Below are 25656 nucleotides of genomic sequence, written 5' to 3'. Positions count from 1 at the left end.
TGGCATCAACGGTAAAAAGGAACGCACATGGAGCAATTTCACGGCACGACGATCGTATCCGTGCGGCGCGGCGACAAGGTCGCGCTCGGCGGCGACGGCCAGGTCACTCTCGGCAACATCGTCATGAAGGGTGGTGCGAAGAAGGTCCGGCGCATTTACAGCGGCAAGGTGATGGTGGGCTTCGCGGGCGGCACGGCCGATGCGTTCTCCCTGCTCGACCGCTTCGAAGCCAAGCTCGAAAAACATCAGGGCAATCTCACGCGCGCGGCCGTCGAACTCGCCAAAGATTGGCGCACCGACCGCATGCTGCGCCGCCTCGAAGCCATGCTGATCGCCGCCGACGCCACCACCACGCTCGTCATCACCGGCAACGGCGACGTGCTCGACCCCGAAGAAGGCATCTGCGCAATCGGCTCGGGCGGCGCGTATGCGCAGGCCGCGGCCCGCGCGCTCGTCGATAACACCGAACTCTCGCCGCGCGAGATCGTCGAAAAGTCGCTCCAGATCGCGGGCGACATGTGCATCTATACGAATCACAACCGTGTGATCGAAACCATCGAGTAACCCGCCGGACAGACGAGAAGGAATCAGGATGAGCACCATGACCCCCGCCGAGATCGTCTCGGAACTCGACAAGCACATCATCGGCCAGACGAATGCAAAGAAGTCCGTGGCCGTCGCGCTGCGCAACCGCTGGCGCCGCCAGCAGGTGGCCGACCCGCTGCGCCAGGAAATCACGCCGAAAAACATTCTCATGATCGGGCCGACGGGCGTCGGCAAGACCGAAATCGCGCGGCGTCTCGCCAAGCTCGCCGACGCGCCCTTCATCAAGATCGAAGCGACCAAGTTCACCGAAGTGGGCTACGTGGGCCGCGACGTGGACAGCATCGTGCGCGACCTCATCGAAATCTCGGTGAAGCAGACGCGCGAATCGGAAATGCGCAAGGTGCGCAGCAAGGCCACCGATCAGGCGGAAGACCGCATCCTCGACATCCTGCTGCCGAGCGCGCGACCGGTGGGCTTCGGTTCTTCGTCGTCCACGGAAGTGAGCCACGGCGAAGGCGACAACGCCACGCGCCAGACCTTCCGCAAGCGCCTGCGCGAAGGCCAGCTCGACGACAAGGAAATCGAGCTCGACGTCGAGCAGCCGCAAGTGGGCATGGACATCATGGGGCCGCCGGGCATGGAAGACATGACCGAGCAAATCCGCTCGATGTTCGCCAATCTCGGCGGCGGCAAGAAAATGCGCCGCAAGCTCAAGGTGAAGGAAGCGCTCAAGGTCCTGACCGACGAAGAAGCGGCCAAGATGCTCAACGACGAAGAAGTCAAGGCCAAGGCCGTGCAGAACGTCGAGCAGAACGGCATCGTGTTCCTCGACGAAATCGACAAGATCGCCTCGCGCAACAACGAAGGCAGCGGCGGCGAAGTCTCGCGCCAGGGCGTGCAGCGCGATCTGCTGCCGCTCGTGGAAGGCACGACCATCAACACGAAGTACGGGATGGTGAAGACCGATCACATCCTGTTCATCGCGAGCGGCGCGTTCCATCTCTCGAAGCCGAGCGATCTGATTCCCGAGCTGCAAGGGCGCTTTCCGATTCGCGTCGAACTCGATTCGCTCTCCGTGAAGGACTTCGAAGCCATTCTGGTCGCCACCGACGCCAGCCTCGTGAAGCAATATCAGGCGCTGCTCGCCACCGAGGACGTGCAACTCGATTTCGCCGACGACGGCATTCGCCGCCTCGCGGAAATCGCCTACGCCGTCAACGAGAAGACCGAGAACATCGGCGCGCGCCGTCTCTATACGGTCATCGAAAAGCTGCTCGAAGACGTGTCGTTCGCGGCCGGCAATCATGCGGGCCAGAGCGTGGTCATCGACGCGGCCTATGTCGACAAGGCGCTCGGCGAAGTCGCGCAGGACGAGGATCTCTCGCGCTATGTGCTGTAATGGTTGGTCGTCGCGCGGGTAAAACGCGCGAACTCGATTGAAGCCCGCCGCGCGTGCGGGCGCACAACGAACAAGGGGCTCCGCACACTGGCGGAGCCCCTTTTCTTTTACGCGCGGCTTGTGTGGCTTGCGCGCCTCTTTGCGGTTACTGGCGCACCGGCCGCTTCGCGAGCTTGCGCTGCAGCGTGCGCCGATGCATGTTGAGCGCGCGCGCCGTGGCCGAAATATTGCCGCCGTGTTCGGCCAGCACGCGCTGGATGTGCTCCCATTCGAGGCGCGCGACCGATAGCGGCGCGGGATGCTCGATGGCCGCTTCGGCCTGCAACGCGCTCGCGTCGCCTTGCAGCGCGGTGAGGATCATTTCCACGTTCGCGGGCTTGGCGAGATAGTTGTCCGCGCCATCCTTCACGGCTTGCACCGCCGTCGCGATGCTCGCGTAACCCGTGAGCACGAGCATGCGCGCATCGGGCTGCAGATTGCGCAACGGCGCGATCAGCGAAAGGCCCGAGTCGTTGCCGAGATGCAGGTCGACGGTAATCTGCGAGAACTTCTGCTGATTCGCGAAACGAATCGCTTCTTCGGCATTGTGCGCCTGCTGCACCTGGTAGCCGCGTCGTGTGAGGCCGCGCGTCAGGATGTCGGAAAACACTTCGTCGTCGTCGATCACCAGGAAATTCATTTCGCTCATACTGCTTCTCCGTGTTATCAGGCGGCGTCGGGCCGGCCTGGCCCTTCGCCTCGTCCAATTTCCGAACTCTGCGCCGCTGCGCCTGCGCCAGTCGCTGCGCCCGCCCGGGACTCGGTCCTCGCCGGCACATGCAGCACCGCACGCGTGCCGTGCCATTTGCGCGGGCGCGCAGCGGCCTGGCCCGTTCCCGGCAATTCCCGCGCGCCAGCGTGAGGCTGCCCGGCGTCTGGCGCGGCGTCTTTCCCGGCGGCAACAGCGCTCGCATCGCCGAGATCGATCGAACCGCCCAGCCGCGCCGCCGACGAAAACGCGAGATACAGCCCCACGCCGTGACCGCCTTGCGTGCTTTCCACGGGCGCCGCGCCCAGCGACGCGCGCAGCGCCACCGGGATGCCGGGCCCCGCATCGCAAACTTCGAAATCGATGTAGCCGGCGCGCGTGGCCGGATACGCGCGCAACGTGACGAAATCTCGGCTCGCGCGCGCGGCGTTGTCGAGCAGGATCGTGAGGATCTGGCCGACCGCAACGGGGTCGTCGAGACACAGTTCCGCAGGCGCATTGCCAAGGAGTTCGAACTTTACGTGCGGATGGCGCAGCCGCCATTGCTCGACGAACGGCCCGAGCCATTCGCTCACGGCCTGGCGGCTGCCTGCCGACGACGCACGGCTGCGCAGGCGCGCGAGCGCCGAGGTGCACAGCGTGATCTGCTTGTCGAGCAGTTCGAGGTCGGCGCCATACGGCTGGAGGCCTTTGTCGGTGCGGGCGATGTCACGCAGTTCTTCGGTAAGCATTGCGATGCTCGAAAGCGGCGTCCCGATCTCGTGCGCGACGGTGGCCGCCTGCACGCCGAGCGCGACCGCGCGTTCGTCGCGCAAGAGGCGCTGCTGCGCGTCGGCGAGCGCGGCTTCGCGCTGACGCAGCGCGCGCGACATGCGCGCGACGAACCACACGATGAGCGCCACGCTCACCATGAAGTTCACCCACATGCCCCCGCGGTAGTAATCGAAGAGATTCGCGGGATTGTCCAGATTGAGCGGGACGTTGTCGAAACCGAGCAGTACGTAGCAAGCCACTGCGAAGCACGCGAGCCACGCGGTGAGATACCACGGCAGCACGGCTGCCGCGATGGCGAGCGAGGGCAGATAAAGCGAAACAAACGGATTGGTCGTGCCGCCCGAAAGGAACAGCAGCGCGGAGAGCGCGCCCAGGTCGACCCAGATCTGGCCGAACAATTCGAGATTGGACTCGGGACGGTCTTGCGTGACACGCAGCCAGGTCACGCCGTTGAACGCCACTTCCATGGCGATCACGAACAGCATCGCGGGCAGCGGCAACGTCACGCCAAAAAAGAATTGCACGAAGGCGATCGTGCAGAGCTGGCCAATGATGGCGAGACTGCGCAGCCAGAACAAGTGGCTGAGATTGACGCTAGCACTGACGGTTATGCGATGCATCGTGCCAGTTTACCCGTTCGGACTCGTCTGATTCATTATCTTCAAAAGGTTTGCTTCAATCTAAGTCATCTTCTAGCTACATTCGATGCGACATTTTCCGACAGTGTGACCTGATCAAATGCAAACTCTCCTTCCGGGCACGGTTGCACGCGTGCGCGATCTCTTTCTCGATTTCGTCGATGCTGCAACGGTTGATCCAGCCGAAGCTTCGACCGATGGCGGAACCGAAGCGGCCCGTGAACTGCTCGCGAAAACGCGTGCCTCGCTGCGCGGCCTCGACGACGATGCCCTGATGGTCATCGCAACCAACGCCCGGGAGCCCGCGCTGGCCAGCGAGGCCGTCCGCCTGAGCGCCGCGATCGCGAGACTCGAACCGCAGCGCGCCGCCGCATGGTTCGCCGCAGGGCTCGCGCTGCAGTTCGCCAACCGCCACGCCGAAGCGGTGCCACCTTACCGCCATGCGCTCGCGATCCAGCGAACGTTTCCAAATTTGCGAAACAATCTCGCTGGCGCCCTGGTGCGAGTCGATATCGATACCAATAGCCACGAAATCCTGGCCCTGCTCGAAGAATCCGTTGCGGCGAACACGGACGACGCCAATGCCTGGATCAACCTCAGCCGGGTGCTGCCCACCGACACCGACATCGCGCGCCCGCTCGAAGCGGCTCGCCGCGCACTCGCACTCGCGCCGCATAGCGCGCTGGCCGCGAACAATTACGCGATGGCGTGCAGGGAAGCCCAGCAATGGGACGAAGCCGAACTGGCCGCGCGCAACGCTTGCCAGTATGCGCCGAACGACGCATCGATGCGCCTGAACCTGTCGATGATCCAGCTCATGCGCGGCAACTTTGCCGAAGGCTGGCGCGGGCACGAGGTGCGCTGGCAAGGGGCGAGCGAGCTGGCCAGCGGCCGGCCGGTTTTCCCCAAACCTGAATGGCGAGGCGAGCCGCTAGCCGGCCGCACGCTGCTGGTGTGGGGCGAACAGGGCAAAGGCGACCTGCTGCAGTTCTGCCGCTATGTGCCGATGCTCGCCGAGCGCGTGCATCGCGAAGGCGGCCGGCTGGTCTGGAATTCGTTTCCGGAGATGGGCACGCTGCTCTCACGCAGCCTGGGCGGGCATTGCGATCTTTACTGCGCGGGCGGCGGCGTCGCGGCGTTGCCGCCCTACGACTGCGAAGTGTCACTGCTGAGCCTGCCATTGATTTTCGGCACACGCGAGGACACGATCCCCGGCCCCGCGCGCTACCTCGCGCCGGACCCCGCCGCAGCGGGGCGCTGGCGCGAGCGGCTCGCGGGCGAGCGGCGCCTGAAGGTCGGGCTCGCGTGGACAGGCAGCCTCACGCACAAACGCAATCCGTTCCGGCGCGTTGGGCTCGAGCGCTTTGCGGCGCACTTCGCTGACATCGCCGATGCGGCGTTCTATTCACTGCAGCCAGGCGCGGGCGCCGAGGTCGAGGCTGCGCGCGCGGCTGGCTTCGAGATCGCCGACTTCAGCGCCGAATGGCGCACCTTCGACGACACCGCCGCGTTCGTCGACTCGCTCGATCTCGTGATCTCGGTCTGCACGTCGAGCGCGCATCTGTCGGGCGCGCTGGGTCGGCGCACGTGGGTGCTGCTGGATGTGAACCCGCACTGGGTCTGGGGAATGGAGCGGCACGACAGCGCGTGGTATCCGTATACGACGCTGTATCGGCAAAAGCGCTTCCGCGAGTGGGAACCCGTTCTGGACGAGGTGAGCACCGACCTCGCGAAACTCGCCAGCGAGCATCGGGCGAAGCAGGCACGATGACGACCTATTAAACGGCGCGTTAAACGACGCATTGAGCGGCGCGGCGGTTCAACAGTTCAACGGCTCTCGCCAGTGCCCCCGCCCGCGGCTCCCGCGGCAACCGCAGCGGCCAGACACTCGGGACACAGGCAGCGCCCGCGCGGGTCGAGCTGGCTAACCGGCACGGCGGGCAGCGTCTTGCACCAGCAATCAAACGGTTCGGTATGCCTGCCGCAATCGAAGGCGCTGCCGCAACGCGGGCAGCGCGCACTCTTCACGGCGTGGGCGGGTCTTGCGGGGGCGGTCATGGCGGCGCGCTCCTGGCGAGGCCGGATTCGGTGATGGGAAAATGATGCCACAGGACGGCGCAGGCGCCTGTGGCTCACTCATCGCATTTTAGTGAAAATAGCGAGCGATCACGCGAAATTCGCTTCAGTTGCGCGCAACCGCGCGCCTTGGCGCCACCTTGTTGCACGCTCGTCCGGCTCCGTGCCGAAAACCCTGTTGCACCGCGCCAGTCCTGTACAATTCGGCCTGTTTAAACCGCGCTTTCGCGAGCGCGCCTATTTTCAGCCGTTTTCCGCTCCGTTTTCCTGTCCAGTCCCGCCGCCATGTCCGAGCCCATCGACCTCTCGCAGATCGCGCCCACCCTGAAAGCCGAAATCCTGGCCGAAGCACTGCCTTACATCCGCCAGTATCACGGCAAGACCGTCGTGATCAAGTACGGCGGCAATGCCATGACCGAAGAGCGGCTCAAGCAGGGCTTCGCTCGCGACGTGATCCTGCTCAAGCTCGTGGGCATCAATCCGGTCATCGTGCACGGCGGCGGCCCGCAGATCGACACGGCGCTCAAGAAGATCGGCAAGCAAGGCACGTTCATCCAGGGCATGCGCGTCACCGATGAAGAAACCATGGAAGTCGTCGAGTGGGTGCTCGGCGGCGAGGTGCAGCAGGACATCGTCACGCTCATCAATCACTTCGGCGGCCACGCGGTCGGCCTGACCGGCAAGGACGGCGGCCTGATCCACGCGCGCAAGCTGATGATGCCGGACCGCGACAACCCGGGTCAGTACATCGACATCGGCCAGGTGGGCGAAGTCGATGCGATCAACCCGGCCGTCGTGAAGGCGCTCCAGGACGACGCGTTCATTCCGGTGATCTCGCCGATCGGCTTCGGCGAGGACGGCCTCTCGTACAACATCAACGCCGATCTGGTGGCGGGCAAGCTCGCGGTCGTGCTCAACGCCGAGAAGCTCGTGATGATGACCAACATCCCCGGCGTGATGGACAAGGCGGGCACTCTGCTCACCGACCTTTCGGCGCGCGAGATCGACGCGCTCTTCGAAGACGGCACGATCTCGGGCGGCATGCTGCCGAAGATCTCGTCGGCGCTCGACGCGGCCAAGAGCGGCGTGCGCTCGGTGCACATCATCGACGGCCGCATCGAACACTCGGTGCTGCTCGAAATCCTGACCGAGCAGCCGTTCGGCACGATGATCCGCTCGCACTAAATCGGCTTCGGGCGCCGCGCGGACGATTCCGCGGCGGCGCCCCCTCTCCCCGCGCGGCGTCCGCGCAACGCCAGCTCTCGCATGATGAACGTCTCTCGCCCGCCTCGCCGCCGGCCGTTGCGTGCCGGGCAACGCGCCTCGAGCGCCAGCGACCGCGCCCCCGCCGATCGCGGCCCGAGCTACGGCGCCCCCGTCTGGCTCTTCGACCTCGACAATACGCTGCACTGCGCCTCGCACGCGATCTTCCCGGCCATCAACCGCGGCATGACGCAGTACATCATCGACGCGCTCGGCGTGAGCCACGACGTCGCGAACCATCTGCGCACGAGCTACACGCGCCGCTATGGCGCGACGCTGCTGGGCCTCACGCGCCATCATCCGATCGATCCGCACGACTTCCTGAAAGTCGTGCACACCTTCGACGACCTGCCCGCGATGCTGCGCGCCGAGCGCGGCCTCGCGCGCATGCTCGCGGCGCTGCCCGGGCGCAAGATCGTGCTGACCAACGGCCCCACCGACTACGCGCATGCCGTGCTCGCGGCGCTCGGCATCGAACGGCTGTTCGAGCGCGTCGTGGCGATCGAGCACATGCGCACGCGCGAACGCTGGCGCGCCAAGCCCGACCACGCCATGCTGCGCAAGACACTGCGCGATGCGCGCGTCGCGTTCGCAGACGCGATCCTCGTCGAGGACACGCGCGGGCATCTGAAGCGCTACCGGCGCCTCGGCATCCGCACGGTCTGGATCACGGGGCATCTGCCCGCACACGTGGCGAGCGGCGGGCGGCCCCACTATGTCGATCATTGCGTTCGTTCGCTAAAATCGCTCGGGCGCGGTCTGCGCAGCGGGGCATTGCGCAGCAGGCGACAATAAGCGGCAGGACCAACGGCAGGACTCAAGCGGCCGGGCGCATTCGCAGCCCGCAGGCCGCACTCAGGGGGCGACCTTCATGCAGCCGACCGAAACGCGTGACGCCGCCGTGGCGGCAAGCGCAGCAGCCGAATCTCCAGACGCCGCGCCTCGGCGCGGCAGCCGTCCGAAGCCGGGCGAGCGCCGCGTGCACATTCTCCAGACGCTCGCGTCGATGCTCGAAGCGCCGCGCGGCGAGAAGATCACCACCGCCGCGCTGGCCGCGCGCCTGAACGTCTCCGAAGCCGCGCTCTATCGACATTTCGCGAGCAAGGCCCAGATGTTCGAAGGCCTCATCGACTTCATCGAGCAGACGCTGTTCCAGCTCATCAACCAGATCGTCGCGAAGGAGCCGAGCGGGGCGCTGCAGGCGCGCGCGATCGCCTTGATGCTGCTTCAATTCTCGGCGAAGAACGCCGGCATGACGCGCGTGCTGACCTGCGAAGCGCTCGTGGGCGAGCATGAACGCCTCGCCGAGCGCATGAACCAGATGCTCGACCGCATCGAGGCCACGCTGCGCCAGTGCCTGCGTGTAAGCCTTGCCGAGCAAGTGCAAGCCGAAGGCGGCACGGTCGACGGGCGCGTTTCGAAAACCAGTTACGATCCCGCTGTTCGCGCCAATCTCCTCCTTCGCTACGTTATCGGCAGCTGGCACCGTTACGCGCAAAGCGGCTTCCAGCGCTCCCCCGGCGAGCATGCCGACGAGCAGATTCGCGTGATTCTTCAATAGCCGGACTATGCCCACGAGGCGGGGTCTGGCCGACAAGGAAAACACGCATGAACCGACCGACTCCCCCCGCCGCCCTGCCCATTCTCGCTGGCCTTTCCGCCCATTGGGGCTGGCTGCTCGCACGCGGCATCGCCGCCATCCTGTTCGGCGTGCTCGCGTACGCCTGGCCCGGACTTACCGTGCTCACGCTCGCCCTCGTCTGGGGCGCCTACGCGATCGTCGACGGCGCCTTCGCGCTGCTCTACGGCGCGCGCGGCGGCGGCGCGCGGCGCTGGTCGTATGTATTCGTGGGCGTGATCGGCGTGCTCGCGGGGCTCGTGGCATTCTTCTGGCCTGGCGAGACCGCCATCATTCTCGTGATGATCATCGGGTTCTGGGCGCTCGCGGTGGGCTTCTTCGAGATCGTCTACGCCATCCAGTACCGGCATGCGATTGCGCACCCGTGGGTGGTCGGCCTCTCGGGGTTGCTCTCCGTAGCGCTGGGCATTTTTGTCGTCATGTACCCGGGCGCGGGCGCACTCTCGCTGATCTGGCTAATCGCCAGCTTCGCGATCCTTTACGGCATCTTGATGATCGTCGCGTCGCTCCACTTGCGGCGCTGGCACAACGCCCATCCGCGCGGCGTCTGAGCAAGCGAGACTTGCGCGCGGGCGGGCCGCGGCAACTGCTGCGGTAGCGCCGGTTCGTCCGCGTCATTGTGCCCAGGCGTTTTCCGTTATACTTTGCGTTCGTTGTGCATCACCCACGCGCCGATTTGCTGACTCGATTGCGGGCGCGTGAACTTCAGGCATCGGCCCGAGGTTCGATATAAATGCGGCTAAAGAGGTCGTCAGCTGCGCCACTCCCTTAGCACTCCGCGCCCGCCGACACCGTTTAGCCGCCCAGAAACCCAGGCGGAACGAATGGAATCGATCGGCATCGTCGCTCCTCAAACACTGCATTTCGACGAGCCCCTGCAACTGCAGAACGGCACGGCGCTCGCCGGGTACGACCTCGTGGTCGAGACCTACGGCACGCTCAACGCCGCGCGCAGCAATGCGGTGCTCGTCTGTCACGCGCTCAACGCGTCGCATCACGTCGCGGGCGTCTACGCGAACAACCCCAAAGACGTCGGCTGGTGGGACAACATGGTCGGCCCGGGCAAGCCGCTCGACACCAACCGCTTCTTCGTGATTGGCGTGAACAACCTGGGCTCGTGCTTCGGCTCGACCGGCCCGATGAGCATCGACCCCGCCACGGGCAAGCCGTGGGGCGCGCGCTTTCCGGTGGTCACGGTGGAAGACTGGGTGGACGCCCAGGCGCGCGTGGCCGACCGCTTCGGCATCGAAAAATTTGCCGCCGTGATGGGCGGCAGTCTCGGCGGCATGCAGGCGCTCGCATGGAGCCTGCGCTATCCGGATCGTCTCGCGCATTGCATCGTGGTCGCCTCCACGCCCAAGCTTTCGGCGCAGAACATCGCGTTCAACGAAGTGGCGCGCTCTTCGATCCTCTCGGACCCCGACTTCCACGGCGGCGACTACTACGCGCACAACGTGAAGCCCAGGCGCGGCCTGCGCGTGGCGCGCATGATCGGCCACATCACCTATCTCTCGGACGACGACATGGCCGCGAAATTCGGCCGCGCGCTGCGCCGCGCCGAGGGCGCCGTGAACGACTACAACTTCAACTTCGACGTGGAGTTCGAGGTGGAGTCGTACCTGCGCTATCAGGGCGACAAGTTCGCCGATTACTTCGACGCCAACACCTACCTGCTGATCACGCGCGCGCTCGACTACTTCGATCCCGCTAAGGACTTCGACGGCGATCTCACGCGCGCGCTCGCGCACACCAAGGCGAAGTATCTCGTGGCGAGCTTTTCCACTGACTGGCGCTTCGCGCCCGCGCGCTCGCGCGAACTGGTGAAGGCGCTGCTCAACCACAAGCGCCAGGTGACCTACGCCGAGATCGACGCGCCGCACGGCCACGACGCCTTCCTGCTCGACGACGCGCGCTATCACGGCGTCATGCGCGCTTATTACGAACGCATTGCCAACGAGGTGGGCGCATGAACCAGAGCGCATTCGACAGTCTTTCCGCCCGTCCCGACTTTCGCACGATCGCGCGCTGGGTCGAACCGCGCTCGACCGTGCTCGACCTCGGCTGCGGCGACGGCGCGCTGCTTTCGCTGCTCTGCGAAGAGCTCGAATGCACCGGTTACGGCATCGAGCTCAACGACGCGGGCGTGCTCGCCTCGGTGAGCAACGGCATCAACGTGATCCAGCAGAATCTCGAGGACGGCCTGCGCCTCTTCGAAGATGCGAGCTTCGACTTCGCGATCCTCTCGCAAACCTTGCAGACCATTCACCAGACCGCCGCGATCCTGCGCGAGACGGCGCGCGTGGGCAAGGAGTGCATCGTGTCGTTCCCGAACTTCGGCTACTGGCCGCATCGCCTTTCGGTGCTGAACGGGCGCATGCCAGTTTCGAAGTCGCTGCCTTACCAGTGGCACAACACGCCGAACGTACGCGTGCTCACGGTGAAGGACTTCGAGGCGCTCGCGCCCGAGGTCGGCATCGAGATTCTCGACCGCGCCGTGCTGCACGGAGGCCAGCACGTTCGATGGGGCGTGAACTGGCGTGGTAGTCTTGCGGTCTATCGCGTGAAGAAAGCGTGAAGTAGCGGTGACACCGGCAGCGGCGTCGCGCGGCCTTCACGGATCACAGACCTGGAAACCAGGCTGGTCACCGCGCCGCCGCCCTCCGACGACACTCCGCCGACACCCGGACCCATGCAGAATCCGCCCCAAGAGGCCACGACTCAAACCTCCCAGACGTCCCAAGCGTCCCAAGCGTCCCAGGCGTCCGAAGCAGACGATACGACCCTGACGTCACATAATCTGGACGCACACGAAGAACACCCCGGCTGGCGCGCGTACCTGAACACGCACATGCTGATCTGCGTGTTTCTCGGCTTCACCTCGGGGTTGCCGCTGTTCACGCTCGTCTATCTCGTGCAGGCGTGGCTGCGCTCCGAAGGCGTCAATCTGAAGGAAATCGGCCTTTTCGCGCTGATCCAGTTCCCCTATACGTGGAAGTTCGTCTGGGCGCCGCTCATGGACCGCTACGTGCCGCGTGTGCCGGGCTGGCGTCCGGGGCGCAGGCGCGGCTGGATGCTCGTCACGCAATTGCTGGTGGCGGGCGCGATCGCCACGCTCGGCTTCGTGTCCCCGAAAGAGTCGATCTGGACCGTGGCCGCGCTCACGGCGCTCGTGGCGTTCTTCGGCGCGAGCCAGGACATCGCCATCGACGCCTACCGGCGCGAGCTGCTCAAGGACACCGAGCAGGGTCTCGGCAACGCCGTGCACGTGAACGCGTACAAGATCGCGGCGCTCGTGCCGGGATCGCTCGCGCTGATCCTCTCCGACCATCTGCCGTGGAGCACCGTGTTCGTCGTGACGGCGGCGTTCATGATCCCCGGCATGATCATGTCGCTCGTGGTGAGCGAGCCCGAGGTGCACGGCGCGCCGCCGAAGAATCTGCGCGAGGCGATCGTGCAGCCGTTCGCCGAATTCGTGCATCGCGACGGCTGGGCCGCCGCGCTCTTCGTGCTCGCGTTCATCTTCCTGTACAAGCTCGGCGACACCATGGCCACGACGCTTTCGACGTCGTTCTTCCTCGATATCGGCTATTCGCGCACCGAGATCGGCGTGATCGCCAAGATGACCGCGTTCGGCGCGAGTCTCGCGGGCGGCATCATCGGCGGCGTGGCGCTCGTGAAGATCGGTATCGGACGCGGCCTGTGGATCTTCGGCTTCCTGCAGATGGTCTCGACGCTCGGCTTCGCCTGGCTCGCGCAACTCGGCCCGGGTTCCCCCACGCTCGCGCTCATCTATGACGCCATCGTGTCGGTGAGCCATGGCGTCGCGCAACTCGCCAGCGCCGTCGGCCTGCACGCGCAGCTCGCGCTGGACCCGCGCGCCGCCGCGCTCGCAATCGTCTACGGTCTCGAGACGTTCGCGACCGGCCTCACGCTCGCCGCGTTCACTGCGTATATCGCCAGCACCACCGATCCGCGCTATACCGCGACGCAATTCGCGCTGTTCACGAGCCTCGCCTCGGTGCCGCGCACGCTCGCGTCCGCGGCCAGCGGCTATGTGGTCGCGAAGATCGGCTGGTTCGATTACTTCATCGTCTGCACGGTGCTCGCGGTACCGGGTATGCTGCTGCTCATTCGTATCGCCCCGTGGAGAATCCGGAAGTGAAGTCCCGCCAGCAAGCCGTGCCCGCCCGCCACCCGACGCATCACCGTTCGGGGTGGAGCAGCACGCTCGCGCTGGCGCTCGCCGCCGCGCTGCCCGTGTGGGGCGTCACGCATGCCGGTTTTGCCGACGCCGCCGAGGCCGCTGCCGCAAGTTCGGGTGGGAATGGATCCGCGAGCACATCGATGAGCGGCCCGGCCAATTCCTCCTCCACGCCGGCCGCGCTCGCGAGCGCGGCCGAGGCCATCGGCACCGCCGCGACTGCATCCGGCGCCAATGCGCAGCCAGCGCAGGCGCAGGCCGGCAGTGGCTCTGCGTCCGCCAACGCCACGTCCGGCGGACCGAACACGGGCCGCGTCGTGCGTTTCGGCAACATCGCGGCGTTTCGCAACCTGATTCCGTCGCCGATGCTCGAAGCGCAGGCCGCCGCCGAATACACCGAAATCGTGCGCGGCGCAGCACATTCGAAACTGCTCTACCCCGACTCCGATCCGCACGTTCAGCGCGTGCGCCAGCTCGTCGACCGGCTCGCGCCCTACGCGCTCAAATGGAGCGATCGCGTGAAAAGCTGGAAGTGGGAAGTGGCGGTGATCCGCTCGCCGGACATCCGCATGTACTGTCTGCCGGGCGGCAAGATCGTGGTGTATGGCGGCGTACTCGACCGCGTGAAGCTCAACGACAACGAACTCGGCATGCTGCTCGGCCACGAGATCGCGCATGCGGTGCGCGAGCATGTGCGCGAGCGCCTCGGCGAGCAGCAGGCCGCGCAGATCGAAGCGGGCGTGGTGCCGCAACTGTTCGGGCTCGCGGATCTCGGCATGTTCCCGCTCGGCATCGGCTCGCGCCTCGTGGAGATGCACTATGGCCGCGACGACGAAACCGAAGCCGACGTGATCGGCAGCGACATCGCCGCGCGCGCGGGCTTCGATCCGCGCGCGGCGCTCACGGCCTGGGACAAGCTCGCCACGGCCACGCGCGCCGAACGCGACCAGGGCTTCATCTACGTGCATCCGTATCCGCCGGCGCGGCGCGCGGACATCGCCAAGCGTCTCGCCGACATGATGCCGCTCTACGCAAAGGCCATCGGCAAGCCGCTGGCCAGCTTGCCCGACTATCAGGGCATTCCGGTGCCGAAGCGCTCGAAGGTTTCAGCAGCGGCGGCTGCCGCTGTGCCTTGAAAGCGCTTGAAGCGACTCACGTGACCTAAGCCCCCGCCGCCCGACGCGCGCTCAGCGCTTCTTGATCTTGTAGTCGTAATCGACGGTCAGCGGCGCATGGTCGCTGAACTTGATGTCCTTGAAGATGGACGTGTGCTTCGCTGTCGCCGCAATGCCCGGTGTTGCGATCTCGTAGTCGATACGCCAACCCACGTTCTTCGCGTAGGCCTGGCCGCGGTTGCTCCACCACGTGTACTGCTCGGGGCGCGGATCAAGCGTGCGGAACACATCGATGTAACCCACGTCGTCGAAGAGCTTCGTGAGCCACGCGCGCTCTTCGGGCAGGCAGCCCGAGTTCTTCTGGTTGCCCTTCCAGTTCTTGATGTCGATTTCCTTGTGGACGATATTGACGTCGCCGCACAGGATCACCTCGCGCTCGCGCTTGAGCGCTTCGAGATGCGGCAGGAACGCGTCCATGAAGCGGTACTTCGCCTGCTGGCGTTCCTCGCCGCTCGAACCCGACGGCACGTACACCGAAATCACCGAGAGCTTGCCGAAGCGCGTCTCGACGTAACGGCCTTCCGTGTCGAACTCCTCGCTGCCGAAGCCGATGATCACGTCGTCGGGTTCGTGGCGCGTATAGACGCCCGCGCCGCTATAGCCCTTCTTCACGGCGTGCTGGAAATAGCCCTTGAAATCGTGCGGCGCCATGAATTCGGGTGTCATGTCGTCCTGCGAGCACTTGATTTCCTGCACGCAGAGCACGTCGGCGTTCTGCTCGCCGAACCATTCGAAGAAACCCTTCTTCGCCGCGGAGCGGATGCCATTGAGGTTCGCGGTGATCACACGCAGCATGTCTTAAGTCCTTTTGATTGCGCGGGTTGAGGGATGGGCGCGCATTGAAGCCGCCCCGGGTTCGCTCCGCAAGCGTCACTCGACCTTCACGCCCGCGAGCTCGGCCTTGGCCGGCGGAAACTCGAGCTTCAGTCCGTCCATCAGACGCAGCAGCAACTCGGCCACCATCACATTGCGATGCGACTTCGAATCGGCGGGAATCACGTACCACGGTGCGACTTCCGTCGACGTGGCCGCGAGCGTGTCGCGATACGCCGCCTGGTAGGCGTCCCAGTGCTTGCGCGCCTCGATATCGGAAAGATCGAATTTCCAGTGCTTGGTAGGGTCGTCGATGCGAGCCTGGATGCGGCGGCGCTGCTCGTCTTTCGAAATATGCAGCCAGCACTTGATGATGGTCGTGCCGTTCTCCACGAGCATGGCCTCGAAGTCGCGGATCTGCCGGTAGCGGCGTTCGCACTCCTGTTGATCGATCTGGCCCGTCACGCGAGGTACAAGCACGTCTTCGTAGTGGCTGCGGTTGAAGACGGCCAGCTCGCCGGCGGCGGGCACCTGCATATGCACGCGCCAGAGGAAGTCGTGCGCCGACTCGATAGGCGTGGGCGCGCGAAACGGCACGATGCGCAGCCCGAGCGGATCGACTTCGTGGAACACGCCGCGCACGGTGCCGTCCTTGCCGCTCGTGTCCATGCCCTGGAGCACGAGCAGCACGCGATGGTGACGCTGCGCATGCAGGCGCTCCTGCTGCTCGTCGAGCAGCCCGCCGATTTCCGCGAGGCGCTCGCGGTCGCCGTCCTTGCTGCCGGTCGAAAACGGCTTTGCGGCCGGGTCGATCGACTCGGGCACGAACTTCTCCGACTTCTTGTCGCCGAAATACGGCACCCGGTAATCGTCGAGACTCGGGGACTTCGCCATGCGCTGCACTCCTCCTGGTTGTTCCTGGCCCTGAAACGGCAAGGCGGCACCGCACGCCATGCGCGCGACGCCGCCCTACAACGACTTGCGTCAACCGAACGCCAGCCCGGCTCGATCAGCCCAGCTTCTTCTTCAGCAGTTCGTTGACTTGCTGCGGATTGGCCTTGCCCTTGGTGGCCTTCATTGCCTGGCCAATCAGCGCGTTGAACGCCTTTTCCTTGCCGGCGCGGAATTCCTCGACCGACTTCTGGTTCGCCGCCAGCACCTCGTCGATGATCGCTTCGAGCGCGCCGGTGTCCGAAATCTGCTTGAGGCCCTTCGCTTCGATGATGCGGTCCACGGCGGCTTCGTCCGCGGCCTTCTCGTCCCACATCGCCTGGAACACCTCCTTGGCGATCTTGTTCGAGATCGTGCCGTCGGCGATACGCTGGATCAGCAGCGCGAACTGCGCGGCCGAGACCGGCGAAGCGTCGATGTCGAGCCCTTCGCGGTTCAGCTGCGAGGACACTTCGCCCATCAACCAGTTCGCGGCGGCCTTCGCCTGGGCGGCGCCGGCCTTCGCCACGACCGCTTCGAAGTACGCAGCCATCGCCTTGCTCGACGTGAGCACGTTCGCATCGTACGGCGTCACGCCGTACTGCTCGACGAAGCGCGTTTGCATCGTGGCGGGCAGCTCGGGCATTTCGCCCTTCACGCGCTCGACCCACGCCGCGTCGATTACGAGCGGCATGAGGTCGGGGTCGGGGAAATAGCGGTAGTCGTGCGCGTCTTCCTTGCTGCGCATCGAGCGCGTCTCGCGCTTGTCCGGGTCGTACAGACGCGTTTCCTGCACCACGGTGCCGCCGTCTTCGATCAGCTCGATCTGGCGGCGCACTTCGTACTGGATCGCTTCTTCGAGGAAGCGGAACGAGTTCAGGTTCTTGATCTCGGCGCGCGTGCCGAACTCCTTCTGACCGACCGGGCGCACGGAGACGTTCGCGTCGCAGCGGAACGATCCTTCCTGCATGTTGCCGTCGCAAATGCCGAGCCACACGACGAGCGTGTGCAGCGACTTCGCATACGCCACCGCTTCGGCGGCGCTGCGCATTTCAGGTTCGGTAACGATTTCGAGCAGCGGCGTGCCGGCGCGGTTCAGGTCGATGCCCGTCATGCCCGCGAAGTCTTCGTGCAGCGACTTGCCCGCATCTTCTTCGAGGTGCGCGCGCGTGAGATTGATGGTCTTCTCGTACGCTTGCTTGCCGGCCTTTTCGTTGGCGGGCACCTGGATCGTGATCTGCCCGCCCTGCACGACCGGAATCTCGTACTGGCTGATCTGATAGCCCTTCGGCAGGTCCGGGTAGAAGTAGTTCTTGCGCGCGAAGATGCTGCGCGGCGCAACTGTCGCGTTGATCGCGAGGCCGAAACGGATCGCGCGCTCGACCGCGCCGCGGTTCATCACCGGCAGCACGCCCGGCAGCGCGAGATCGACGGGGCAGGCCTGCGTATTGGGCGCGGCGCCGAACTGCGTCGATGCGCCCGAGAAGATCTTCGACGCCGTCGACAATTGCGCGTGCGTCTCGAGACCGATCACCACTTCCCATTGTGTTGCCATGTTCATGCCTCCCGCCGAGCCGCCTCAAGGGAGGCATGCGCCCCCCCGGGGGGCAACGAACGAAGTGAGTGTGGGGGCTCATTCGACACCCCTGCCGGCGCCTTGCGATGCCATTCGGTCGCGCGCTGGAAAGCGTCGGCGACCTGCAGCATGCGGGCCTCGTTGAAATAGTTGCCGACGATCTGCAGACCGACCGGACGCTGCGCGTTCGCACCCGCGCCGAAGCCGCACGGCACGCTCATGCCGGGCAGGCCCGCGAGGCTCGTGGAGAGCGTGTAGATGTCCGCGAGATACATCTGCAGCGGATCGTCGCCCTTCGCGCCGAGATCCCACGCCACGCTAGGTGCGACCGGCCCCATGATGACGTCGCACTGCTTGAACGCTTCCTGAAAGTCCTGCGCGATGATGCGCCGGATCTTCTGCGCCTGGAGATAGTACGCGTCGTAGTAGCCGTGCGAAAGCACGTAGGTGCCAACCAGAATGCGGCGCTTCACCTCGTGACCGAAGCCTTCGGCGCGCGACTTCTTGTACATGTCGAGCAGGTCGGTGTACTCGGCCGCGCGATGGCCAAAGCGCACGCCGTCGAAGCGCGAAAGGTTCGACGAGGCTTCCGCCGGGGCGATCACGTAATAAACGGGAATCGAGAGCTCGGTCTTCGGCAGCGTGACTTCCACGAGCGTGGCGCCGAGCGATTCATAGACCTTGAGCGCGGCGTCGATGGCGGCGCGAACGTCGTCGGCAAGGCCCGCGCCGAAGTATTCCTTCGGCAGGCCGATGCGCAGGCCCGCGAGCGGCTTGTCCGCGCTTGCACCGGAGTTTGCGCCGGCGCTCCACGTCTGGCCGAGATAGCGCGTGAAGTCTTCGTCGTCGCGCTGGAGGCTCGTGGAGTCGCGCTCGTCGAAGCCCGCCATCGCGTTGAGCAGCAGCGCGCAGTCGGCGGCGCTGTGCGCCATCGGACCGCCCTGGTCCAGCGACGAGGCGAACGCGATCATGCCGTAGCGCGACACGCGGCCATAGGTGGGCTTGATGCCCGTGATGCCCGAGAACGACGCGGGCTGACGGATCGAGCCGCCCGTGTCGGTGCCGGTGGCCGCCACGGCGAGGCGCGCGGCCACGGCAGCCGCCGAGCCGCCCGACGAGCCGCCCGGCACGGCCTGCTTGTCCCACGGATTCTTCACGGCGCCGAAATGCGAGTTCTCGTTGGACGAGCCCATCGCGAATTCGTCCATGTTGGTCTTGCCGACGCAGACCATGCCGGCGCGCTCGAGACGCGTCACGACGGTTGCGTCGAACGGGCTCACGTAGTTGGCGAGCATCTTCGAGCCGGCGGTCGAGCGCCAGCCGCGCGTGACGAACACGTCCTTGTGCGCGAGCGGAATGCCGGTTAGCGGGCCTGCGTTGCCGTCCGCGATGCGCGCGTCGGCGGCCTTGGCCTGCGCGAGCGTGAGCTCGGGATTGACGTCGACGAAGGCGTTCAGATCTTGATTCGCATCAATTCGGCTCAAAAAATGCTGAGCCAGTTCGACGGCGGAGCATGCCTTTGCGGCCAGCGCGGCGCGCAATTCGGTCAAACTTTTGTCATGCATTGCGTGATTCCTGGAAGAACGTAACGGCGCGTCCACAACGTTTCGCGCCGCCGGGAGCGCCTCGCACGAGCGTGCGGGCCGCACCGGATTCGGGTTTCCGCATTCGTGAAGTTGAGGTTATCTAACTCGAACTTCATCGAAAATGACGGGAAATGAGCGCGTGTTTACTCAATCACGCGCGGCACGAGGTAAAGTCCGTCCTGTACCGCGGGCGCGGGACGCTGATAGGCGTCGCGGTCCACGGTTTCGGTTACCGCGTCCTCGCGCAGTCGCAGCGCGACGTCTTCGATCTGCTCGATCGGATGCGCGAGCGGCGCGATGCCCGTGGTGTCCACGGCCTGCATCTGCTCGACGAGCCCGAAGAAGTTATTCAGGCGCTCGAGCGTATTGCCGGCCTCGGCTTCGGCCAGTTCGAGGCGCGCAAGATGCGCGATGCGCTTCACATCGGTCAGGGTCAGGGCCATGCGGTCACCGGAAAAAAAAGAGGCTGAGGCAGTGCGGAAAAATCAGTGCTGCAACAGCGGTTTATCGCTCCGGATCCGGGGGTAGAGAAAAGCTTCGATGAAGTCAAAAACTGCCCTTCGGATCCTGCAAAACAGGCAAAATTATAAGGTATCATTACGCGTTCGACTCAAACCCGGACCGCCTTGCGCCCGCCTTTCATCCCTGATCGCTGCAATGAGCGCTCAGGCGGCGCCCAGCGTGGCCAACTCCGGTAACCATTCCCGCAGTTTCAGGCTCCTCGCGGCGGCGCTTTCCGCCCGTCCTGAGGCTGTTATTTTTTCCGCTGCCGCCCCGTGACCCGCTCGTCCCAAGGTCGGCCACAAGCGAGACAGGATTTTTGAATGTTCGGTTTTCTGCGTAGCTATTTCTCCAACGATCTCGCGATCGACCTCGGTACCGCCAACACCCTGATCTACATGCGCGGCAAGGGCATCGTCCTCGACGAACCCTCGGTCGTGTCCATTCGCCAGGAAGGCGGCCCCAACGGCAAGAAGACGATCCAGGCGGTCGGCAAGGAAGCCAAGCAGATGCTTGGCAAGGTGCCGGGCAACATCGAGGCCATCCGCCCGATGAAGGACGGCGTGATCGCCGACTTCACCGTCACGGAACAAATGATCAAGCAGTTCATCAAGACGGCGCACGAATCGCGCATGTTCTCGCCGTCGCCGCGCATCATCATTTGCGTGCCGTGCGGCTCCACCCAGGTCGAGCGCCGCGCGATCAAGGAAGCCGCGCACGGCGCCGGCGCCTCGCAGGTCTATCTCATTGAAGAACCGATGGCCGCCGCCATCGGCGCGGGCCTGCCGGTTTCGGAAGCCACCGGCTCGATGGTCGTCGACATCGGCGGCGGCACGACCGAAGTGGGCGTGATCTCGCTCGGCGGCATCGTGTACAAGGGCTCGGTGCGCGTGGGCGGCGACAAGTTCGACGAAGCCATCGTCAACTACATCCGCCGCAACTACGGCATGCTGATCGGCGAGCAAACCGCCGAAGCCATCAAGAAGGAAATCGGCTCGGCGTTCCCGGGTTCCGAAGTCAAGGAAATGGAAGTGAAGGGCCGCAACCTGTCGGAAGGCATTCCGCGCAGCTTCACCATTTCGAGCAACGAAATCCTCGAAGCGCTCACCGACCCGCTGAACCAGATCGTCTCTTCGGTGAAGATCGCGCTCGAGCAAACGCCTCCGGAACTGGGCGCAGACATCGCCGAGCGCGGCATGATGCTCACGGGCGGCGGCGCGCTGCTGCGTGACCTCGACCGTCTGCTCGCCGAGGAAACCGGCCTGCCGGTGCTGGTGGCCGAAGATCCGCTCACGTGCGTGGTGCGCGGCTCGGGCATGGCGCTCGAGCGCATGGACAAGCTCGGCAGCATCTTCTCGTACGAGTAAGTGCGCCGTGCAGCGCCGCCTTTGCGTGAACGTTGCATTGTTGAAGTGCACTGTTCACGCAAAGGCGGCGCAATTGCAGCACACTTGGCGGCGGCGGCGCGCATGCCGCCGCACCGTTCGCAACGCGGCGCCCAGAATGGCGCCGCTGTTGCATTTCACGTCTCACCGTTAGTTTCACCGAACCGCATACGCGCCCGGCGCCGACCATGGAATACAGTCCGCCGCCTTTATTCAAGCAAGGCCCCTCGGCACTCGCACGGCTAATCTTCTTCGTCGTTCTGTCGCTTGCGCTGCTGATCTCCGACGCCCGCTTCAAGACCCTCGAAGTCGTACGCGGAGTGCTCGGCGCAGGTCTTTACCCGCTGCAACGCGCGGCCCTCGTGCCGCGCGACCTCTTCATGGGCGCGGCCGACCTCGCCGTGACGAGCGCCGCGTTGCGCCAGGACAACGCCAAACTGCACGCGCGCAATCTCCAACTTTCGCAGCAAGCCAACGACGCGGCTACGCTCGCCGCCGAAAACGCGCATCTGCGCGCGCTGCTGCAGCTTTCGCAGCGCATCGGCGCGCGGACCACGCCCGCCGAAATCCAGTACGACACGCGCGACCCGTTCACGCAGAAGGTCGTGATCGGTGGCGGCACGCAGCAGGGCGTGCAGAACGGCGCGCCCGTGGTGAGCGAAGACGGCGTGATCGGCCAGGTCACGCGCGTATTCCCGATGCAGTCCGAAGTCACGCTCGTGACCGACAAGGACCAGGCGGTGCCGGTCGAGATCGTGCGCACCGGTCTGCGCAGCGTGATCTACGGCACGGCCAAGGGCGACCTGCTCGACCTTCGCTTCGTGCCGATCAGCGCCGACGTGCAAGTGGGCGACGAACTTGTGACGAGCGGTCTCGACGGCGTGTATCCGCAAGGGCTGCCGGTCGCGAAGGTGCTGCGCATCGACAAGCAGGCCGACACGGCATTTGCGCGCGTGATCTGCGTGCCGCTCGCGGCGGTTCGGGGCGCGCGCGAGGTGCTGGTGCTGCATTTCGTGGCGCAAGTGCCGCCGAATCCGGTCGAGGCCGCCGAAGCCGCTTCCGCCGCTGCCGCCGCCGAGGCCAAGGACGCGAAGAAGAAAAAGTCGAAGGCTGTGGACAAGAAGGCCGAGGACAAATCGAAGCCCGCCGCTAATGCACCCACCGGCGCACCCACCAGCGCACCCACCGGCGCGCCGGCCAATGCTGCGGCGCCCGAGGCGAAGACCCAGGCGGCGGGACATGCGAGCGCCGCGGCGAAGGCACCTGCCACCGCGCCCGCGAAGCCGCAAGGGGGACATTGATGACGCGTCCGCAATACATCCTGCAGCCGGTCAATCCGTATTTCATCGCGTTCAGCCTCGCGGCCGCGTTCCTGCTGAACCTGCTGCCCTGGGGCAAGCTGCCGGGCATTCCAGACTTCGTCGCGCTCGTGCTGCTGTTCTGGAACATTCACCAGCCGCGCAAGGTCGGCATGGGCATCGCGTTCTGCCTCGGCCTGCTGATGGACGTGCACAACGCGAACCTGCTGGGCGAGCACGCGCTCGCCTACACGCTGCTCTCCTATGGCGCGATCACGATTCACCGCCGCGTGCTCTGGATGTCGCTCGGCGTGCAGATGTTCGCCGTCACGCCGATGCTCGTCGGCGCGCAGATCGTGCCGTTCCTGGTGCGCCTCCTGATGGGCGCGCCGTTCCCCGGCTGGGGCTATCTGGTCAGCGGCTTCGTGGAGGCTGCGCTCTGGCCGCTCGCGAGCATCGTGCTGCTGCTGCCGCAGCGCCGCCCCATCGACCCAGACGACACCCGGCCCATCTGAGCGGCGTGCGCGCCGCTCAGAGTTGAAAGACGCAATCGATGACCCACCCTTACCACCGGCACCATCGGTCCGCCGCAGCGCCTGAGCGAGGCGCGGCCCCCGGTGCTCCGAGCGCATGACCGAATTCAAGGACACCCAGCAGCAGCTCACGAAATTCCGCCTGCGCGTCGCGGCGGCGGGCGTGTTCGTGTTCGTCTGCTTCGGGCTGATCGCGTTCCGGTTCCTCTGGCTGCAAGTCTGGAACCACAACAAGTACTCGCTGCAGGCCGACGAGAACCGCATCTCGGTCGCGCCCATCGTGCCGAACCGCGGCATCATCACCGACCGCAACGGCGTCGTGCTCGCAAAGAACTATTCCGCGTACACGCTCGAAATCACGCCCTCGAAACTCACCGACACGCTCGACAACACCATCGACGAACTCTCGACGGTGATCCCGATCGATGCGCGCGACCGCCGCCGCTTCAAGAAGCTGCTCGAGGACTCGAAGAACTTCGAGAGCCTGCCGATCCGCACTCGCCTCACCGACGAGGAAGTCTCGCGCTTCACCGCGCAGCGCTTCCGCTTTCCCGGCGTGGAAGTGCGCGCGCGCCTGTTCCGTCAGTACCCGCTCGGCACCACGGCCGCGCACGTGATCGGCTATATCGGCCGCATCTCGCAGCGCGACCAGGAGCGCATCGACGACATGAGCGACAAGAATGACGAAGATCCCGAGCACTACGATCCGCGCGTCGATGCGAACAACTACAAGGGCACCGATTACATCGGCAAGATCGGCGTCGAGCAGAGCTACGAAACCGAGCTGCACGGCCTGACCGGCTTCGAGGAAGTCGAAGTGACTGCGGGCGGGCGCCCCGTGCGCACGCTCAAGCGCACCCAGGCCACGCCCGGCAACAATCTCGTGCTCTCGCTCGACATCGGCTTGCAGCAGGTGGCCGAGCAGGCCTTCGCGGGCAAGCGCGGCGCGCTCGTGGCGATCGAACCGTCCACGGGCGACATTCTGGCGTTCGTCTCGGCGCCGAGCTTCGACCCGAACTCGTTCGTGGACGGCATCGACCAGCAGACCTGGGACGCGCTGAACAACTCGCCCGATCACCCGCTCCTGAACCGGCCGCTGCACGGCACCTACCCGCCGGGCTCGACCTACAAGCCGTTCATGGCGCTCGCCGCGCTCACGCTGCACAAGCGCACGCCGGGCTGGGGCTTCTCGGACCCGGGCTTCTACATGTTCGGCGGCCACCGCTTCAACAACGACGTGCGCTCCGGCCAGGGCTGGGTCGACATGAACAAGGCGATCATGGTGTCGAACGACACCTACTTCTTCATGCTCGCGCACGACCTCGGCGTGGACAACATCGCGAACTTCATGAAGCCGCTCGGCTTCGGCCAGTTGACCGGCATCGACATCGCGGGCGAGGCGCGCGGCATCCTGCCCTCCACCGAGTGGAAGCGCAAAGCCTATCGCCGGCCCGAGCAGCAGCGCTGGTACGAGGGCGAGACCATCAGCCTCGGCATCGGCCAGGGCTACAACTCGTTCACGATCCTGCAACTCGCCCACGCGACGGCCACGCTCGCCGACAACGGCATCCTCATGAAGCCGCACCTCGTGAAGGAGATCGAAAATCCGATCACGAAGGCGCAGCACCTCACTGTGCCGAGCGAAAGCGGGCGGCTGAACGTGAAGCAGTCCGATATCGACGTCGTGAAGCGCGGCATGGAAGGCGTGACGATGAATCCTTCGGGCACGGCCTACGCAGTCTTCAGGAATGCGCCTTACACCTCGGCGGGCAAGACTGGCACGGCGCAGGTGTTCTCGCTGCAGGGCGGCAAGTATCAGGCGCACGCTCTCGCCGAGCATCTGCGCGACCACGCGCTCTTCATCGCGTTCGCGCCCGCCGAAAAGCCGCAGATCGCCGTTGCGCTGATCGTCGAGAACGGCGGCTGGGGTGCGCAGTCGGCAGGCCCGATCGCGCGGCGCGTGCTCGATTACTGGCTCGTCGATCGCCTGAAGCCAGGTGTCGAGCAGGCTGCCGTGGCCGATGCGGCCTCGGCCACGCAGGATGCGTCAGCGCCCACGATCGGCGGTGCGCCGCAGGCCAGCTCGGTGGGCGCCGGGACACCGCCGGTCAAGGTTGCGGCGGGCTTCACGCCGCTGCCGATTCCCGGTGCGGCCTCGGCGGCTTCGGCGGCTGCGGCTTCGGCTGCTGCGGCGGCCTCCGAAGCTGCAGCGGCTACGGCAACATCGGGCGCCTCCGCCGCGACCGTGCCCGGCGCCGCGCCGGCGCGCGCTGGCGCGGCCAGGCCCGCCAGCGCGAGCGCCCGCGAGAAAACGCACAAGGCGAGCGCCGAGCCGCCCGCACCCGAGGCCCCCCGAGGCACCAATGCCGTGAACGGCGGCACCACGACCGCTACGCCAGGCACTGCGGCGTCGGACGACGAAGCTGCGGCCCAGCGGCCCGCCGCCGCCTCGCTGCCGCGTCGTTTCGGTCCCGGTCCGCATCGCCCGCGCCGCCCTGCCAGCGCGCCTGACGCGGCCACGCTCGCGCCGCCGCCCAGGCCCGCCACGGGCGGCATCGACGAGTAAGGAGTTCCC

Annotated in this window: 22 protein-coding genes and 1 pseudogene; 15 read left to right on the top strand and 8 right to left on the bottom strand. The window is 65.7% G+C overall.

What is annotated here, in order from left to right; all coding sequences use genetic code 11:
• Nucleotides 1–27 precede the first annotated feature (27 nt).
• Both hslV and hslU read left to right on the top strand, forming a co-directional pair.
• Complete coding sequence (gene hslV, locus NH14_RS08320; RefSeq protein WP_035523422.1) at nt 28–564, top strand: ATP-dependent protease subunit HslV; 537 nt, start codon at nt 28–30, stop codon at nt 562–564.
• Nucleotides 565–592: 28 nt separating this feature from the next.
• Nucleotides 593–1945 (top strand): ATP-dependent protease ATPase subunit HslU, encoded by a 1353-nt coding sequence (gene hslU / locus NH14_RS08315; protein ID WP_035523421.1) that lies wholly within the window; start codon nt 593–595, stop codon nt 1943–1945.
• A 145-nt stretch (nt 1946–2090) separates the two neighbouring features.
• Here hslU and NH14_RS08310 read toward each other — a convergent pair whose 3' ends face one another.
• Together NH14_RS08310 and NH14_RS08305 are read right to left on the bottom strand one after the other, a co-directional pair.
• A complete protein-coding gene (locus NH14_RS08310; protein WP_035523420.1) occupies nt 2091–2633 on the bottom strand; it encodes a response regulator transcription factor in 543 nt (180 codons plus the stop codon).
• Nucleotides 2634–2650: 17 nt separating this feature from the next.
• A complete protein-coding gene (locus NH14_RS08305; RefSeq protein ID WP_052147867.1) occupies nt 2651–4087 on the bottom strand; it encodes an ATP-binding protein in 1437 nt (478 codons plus the stop codon).
• A gap of 118 nt (nt 4088–4205) precedes the next feature.
• On the opposite strand from NH14_RS08305, the gene NH14_RS08300 reads away from it, so the two are divergent.
• The gene (locus NH14_RS08300) at nt 4206–5876 is read left to right on the top strand and encodes a tetratricopeptide repeat protein (protein WP_052147866.1); all 1671 of its coding nucleotides are present in this window, start codon (nt 4206–4208) and stop codon (nt 5874–5876) included.
• 56 nt (nt 5877–5932) lie between these two features.
• On the opposite strand, the gene NH14_RS08295 is transcribed toward NH14_RS08300, so the two are convergent.
• On the bottom strand, nt 5933–6163 hold the full coding sequence (locus tag NH14_RS08295) for a cysteine-rich CWC family protein (RefSeq protein WP_084225170.1): 231 nt from the start codon (nt 6161–6163) through the stop codon (nt 5933–5935).
• A gap of 303 nt (nt 6164–6466) precedes the next feature.
• Here NH14_RS08295 and argB point away from each other — a divergent pair, with 303 nt between their 5' ends.
• From argB to NH14_RS08255, 8 genes are all read left to right on the top strand, one after another.
• Nucleotides 6467–7366 (top strand): acetylglutamate kinase, encoded by a 900-nt coding sequence (gene argB / locus NH14_RS08290; protein WP_035523419.1) that lies wholly within the window; start codon nt 6467–6469, stop codon nt 7364–7366.
• Nucleotides 7367–7450: 84 nt separating this feature from the next.
• Nucleotides 7451–8239 carry a pyrimidine 5'-nucleotidase gene (locus NH14_RS08285; protein ID WP_084225220.1) on the top strand — a complete coding sequence of 263 codons (789 nt, stop codon included), beginning with the start codon at nt 7451–7453 and terminating at the stop codon, nt 8237–8239.
• A gap of 76 nt (nt 8240–8315) precedes the next feature.
• On the top strand, nt 8316–9005 hold the full coding sequence (slmA, locus tag NH14_RS08280) for a nucleoid occlusion factor SlmA (protein WP_035523416.1): 690 nt from the start codon (nt 8316–8318) through the stop codon (nt 9003–9005).
• A gap of 47 nt (nt 9006–9052) precedes the next feature.
• Nucleotides 9053–9634 carry an HdeD family acid-resistance protein gene (locus NH14_RS08275; protein WP_035523413.1) on the top strand — a complete coding sequence of 194 codons (582 nt, stop codon included), beginning with the start codon at nt 9053–9055 and terminating at the stop codon, nt 9632–9634.
• A gap of 273 nt (nt 9635–9907) precedes the next feature.
• Nucleotides 9908–11053 (top strand): homoserine O-succinyltransferase MetX, encoded by a 1146-nt coding sequence (gene metX / locus NH14_RS08270; protein WP_035523410.1) that lies wholly within the window; start codon nt 9908–9910, stop codon nt 11051–11053.
• Nucleotides 11050–11658: a methionine biosynthesis protein MetW gene (gene metW / locus NH14_RS08265; protein WP_035523406.1), complete on the top strand. Its 609-nt coding sequence runs from the start codon at nt 11050–11052 to the stop codon at nt 11656–11658. Before metX ends, metW begins: the two co-directional genes overlap by 4 nt.
• 207 nt (nt 11659–11865) lie before the next feature.
• Nucleotides 11866–13245 (top strand): AmpG family muropeptide MFS transporter, encoded by a 1380-nt coding sequence (locus NH14_RS08260; RefSeq protein WP_035523946.1) that lies wholly within the window; start codon nt 11866–11868, stop codon nt 13243–13245.
• On the top strand, nt 13242–14420 hold the full coding sequence (locus NH14_RS08255) for a M48 family metallopeptidase (protein WP_244143433.1): 1179 nt from the start codon (nt 13242–13244) through the stop codon (nt 14418–14420). The genes NH14_RS08260 and NH14_RS08255 overlap by 4 nt, the downstream gene beginning before the upstream one ends.
• Nucleotides 14421–14471: 51 nt before the next feature.
• Here NH14_RS08255 and NH14_RS08250 read toward each other — a convergent pair whose 3' ends face one another.
• The 5 genes and pseudogenes from NH14_RS08250 to gatC form a co-directional block, all read right to left on the bottom strand.
• A complete protein-coding gene (locus tag NH14_RS08250) occupies nt 14472–15254 on the bottom strand; it encodes an exodeoxyribonuclease III (protein ID WP_035523404.1) in 783 nt (260 codons plus the stop codon).
• A 75-nt stretch (nt 15255–15329) separates the two neighbouring features.
• On the bottom strand, nt 15330–16166 hold the full coding sequence (locus NH14_RS08245) for a PPK2 family polyphosphate kinase (protein WP_035523401.1): 837 nt from the start codon (nt 16164–16166) through the stop codon (nt 15330–15332).
• Nucleotides 16167–16281: 115 nt separating this feature from the next.
• Nucleotides 16282–17757 (bottom strand): Asp-tRNA(Asn)/Glu-tRNA(Gln) amidotransferase subunit GatB, encoded by a 1476-nt coding sequence (gene gatB, locus NH14_RS08240; RefSeq protein ID WP_035523400.1) that lies wholly within the window; start codon nt 17755–17757, stop codon nt 16282–16284.
• Between the two features lie 86 nt (nt 17758–17843).
• Nucleotides 17844–19343 (bottom strand): annotated as a pseudogene (gene gatA, locus NH14_RS08235) (Asp-tRNA(Asn)/Glu-tRNA(Gln) amidotransferase subunit GatA); the annotation flags it as partial.
• Between the two features lie 164 nt (nt 19344–19507).
• Nucleotides 19508–19807, bottom strand: coding sequence for an Asp-tRNA(Asn)/Glu-tRNA(Gln) amidotransferase subunit GatC (gene gatC, locus NH14_RS08230; protein WP_035523395.1), 300 nt, complete (start codon nt 19805–19807; stop codon nt 19508–19510).
• 381 nt (nt 19808–20188) lie between these two features.
• On the opposite strand from gatC, the gene NH14_RS08225 reads away from it, so the two are divergent.
• The 4 genes from NH14_RS08225 (at nt 20189) to mrdA (ending at nt 25647) form a co-directional block, all read left to right on the top strand.
• Nucleotides 20189–21232: a rod shape-determining protein gene (locus NH14_RS08225; RefSeq protein WP_004189550.1), complete on the top strand. Its 1044-nt coding sequence runs from the start codon at nt 20189–20191 to the stop codon at nt 21230–21232.
• Between the two features lie 206 nt (nt 21233–21438).
• Nucleotides 21439–22551, top strand: coding sequence for a rod shape-determining protein MreC (mreC, locus tag NH14_RS08220; protein ID WP_035523392.1), 1113 nt, complete (start codon nt 21439–21441; stop codon nt 22549–22551).
• The gene (mreD, locus tag NH14_RS08215) at nt 22551–23063 is read left to right on the top strand and encodes a rod shape-determining protein MreD (protein ID WP_035523390.1); all 513 of its coding nucleotides are present in this window, start codon (nt 22551–22553) and stop codon (nt 23061–23063) included. Before mreC ends, mreD begins: the two co-directional genes overlap by 1 nt.
• A 115-nt stretch (nt 23064–23178) precedes the next feature.
• Nucleotides 23179–25647, top strand: coding sequence for a penicillin-binding protein 2 (mrdA, locus tag NH14_RS08210; RefSeq protein ID WP_035523388.1), 2469 nt, complete (start codon nt 23179–23181; stop codon nt 25645–25647).
• Nucleotides 25648–25656 lie beyond the last annotated feature (9 nt).

Source organism: Paraburkholderia sacchari, from assembly GCF_000785435.2.
In the GTDB taxonomy this organism is placed as follows: Bacteria; Pseudomonadota; Gammaproteobacteria; order Burkholderiales; family Burkholderiaceae; genus Paraburkholderia; species Paraburkholderia sacchari.
Note: the sequence above shows the minus strand (reverse complement) of the source record. Positions and strands in the feature narration are given on the sequence as shown.

Excerpts from the sequence above, each read along its gene's own strand:
- hslV (WP_035523422.1), top strand. The coding sequence starts at position 28 with ATGGAGCAATTTCACGGCACGACGATCGTATCCGTGCGGCGCGGCGAC.
- hslU (WP_035523421.1), top strand. The coding sequence starts at position 593 with ATGAGCACCATGACCCCCGCCGAGATCGTCTCGGAACTCGACAAGCAC.
- NH14_RS08310 (WP_035523420.1), bottom strand. The coding sequence starts at position 2,633 with ATGAGCGAAATGAATTTCCTGGTGATCGACGACGACGAAGTGTTTTCC.
- NH14_RS08305 (WP_052147867.1), bottom strand. The coding sequence starts at position 4,087 with ATGCATCGCATAACCGTCAGTGCTAGCGTCAATCTCAGCCACTTGTTC.
- NH14_RS08300 (WP_052147866.1), top strand. The coding sequence starts at position 4,206 with ATGCAAACTCTCCTTCCGGGCACGGTTGCACGCGTGCGCGATCTCTTT.
- NH14_RS08295 (WP_084225170.1), bottom strand. The coding sequence starts at position 6,163 with ATGACCGCCCCCGCAAGACCCGCCCACGCCGTGAAGAGTGCGCGCTGC.
- argB (WP_035523419.1), top strand. The coding sequence starts at position 6,467 with ATGTCCGAGCCCATCGACCTCTCGCAGATCGCGCCCACCCTGAAAGCC.
- NH14_RS08285 (WP_084225220.1), top strand. The coding sequence starts at position 7,451 with ATGAACGTCTCTCGCCCGCCTCGCCGCCGGCCGTTGCGTGCCGGGCAA.
- slmA (WP_035523416.1), top strand. The coding sequence starts at position 8,316 with ATGCAGCCGACCGAAACGCGTGACGCCGCCGTGGCGGCAAGCGCAGCA.
- NH14_RS08275 (WP_035523413.1), top strand. The coding sequence starts at position 9,053 with ATGAACCGACCGACTCCCCCCGCCGCCCTGCCCATTCTCGCTGGCCTT.
- metX (WP_035523410.1), top strand. The coding sequence starts at position 9,908 with ATGGAATCGATCGGCATCGTCGCTCCTCAAACACTGCATTTCGACGAG.
- metW (WP_035523406.1), top strand. The coding sequence starts at position 11,050 with ATGAACCAGAGCGCATTCGACAGTCTTTCCGCCCGTCCCGACTTTCGC.
- NH14_RS08250 (WP_035523404.1), bottom strand. The coding sequence starts at position 15,254 with ATGCTGCGTGTGATCACCGCGAACCTCAATGGCATCCGCTCCGCGGCG.
- NH14_RS08245 (WP_035523401.1), bottom strand. The coding sequence starts at position 16,166 with ATGGCGAAGTCCCCGAGTCTCGACGATTACCGGGTGCCGTATTTCGGC.
- gatB (WP_035523400.1), bottom strand. The coding sequence starts at position 17,757 with ATGGCAACACAATGGGAAGTGGTGATCGGTCTCGAGACGCACGCGCAA.
- gatC (WP_035523395.1), bottom strand. The coding sequence starts at position 19,807 with ATGGCCCTGACCCTGACCGATGTGAAGCGCATCGCGCATCTTGCGCGC.
- NH14_RS08225 (WP_004189550.1), top strand. The coding sequence starts at position 20,189 with ATGTTCGGTTTTCTGCGTAGCTATTTCTCCAACGATCTCGCGATCGAC.
- mreC (WP_035523392.1), top strand. The coding sequence starts at position 21,439 with ATGGAATACAGTCCGCCGCCTTTATTCAAGCAAGGCCCCTCGGCACTC.
- mreD (WP_035523390.1), top strand. The coding sequence starts at position 22,551 with ATGACGCGTCCGCAATACATCCTGCAGCCGGTCAATCCGTATTTCATC.
- mrdA (WP_035523388.1), top strand. The coding sequence starts at position 23,179 with ATGACCGAATTCAAGGACACCCAGCAGCAGCTCACGAAATTCCGCCTG.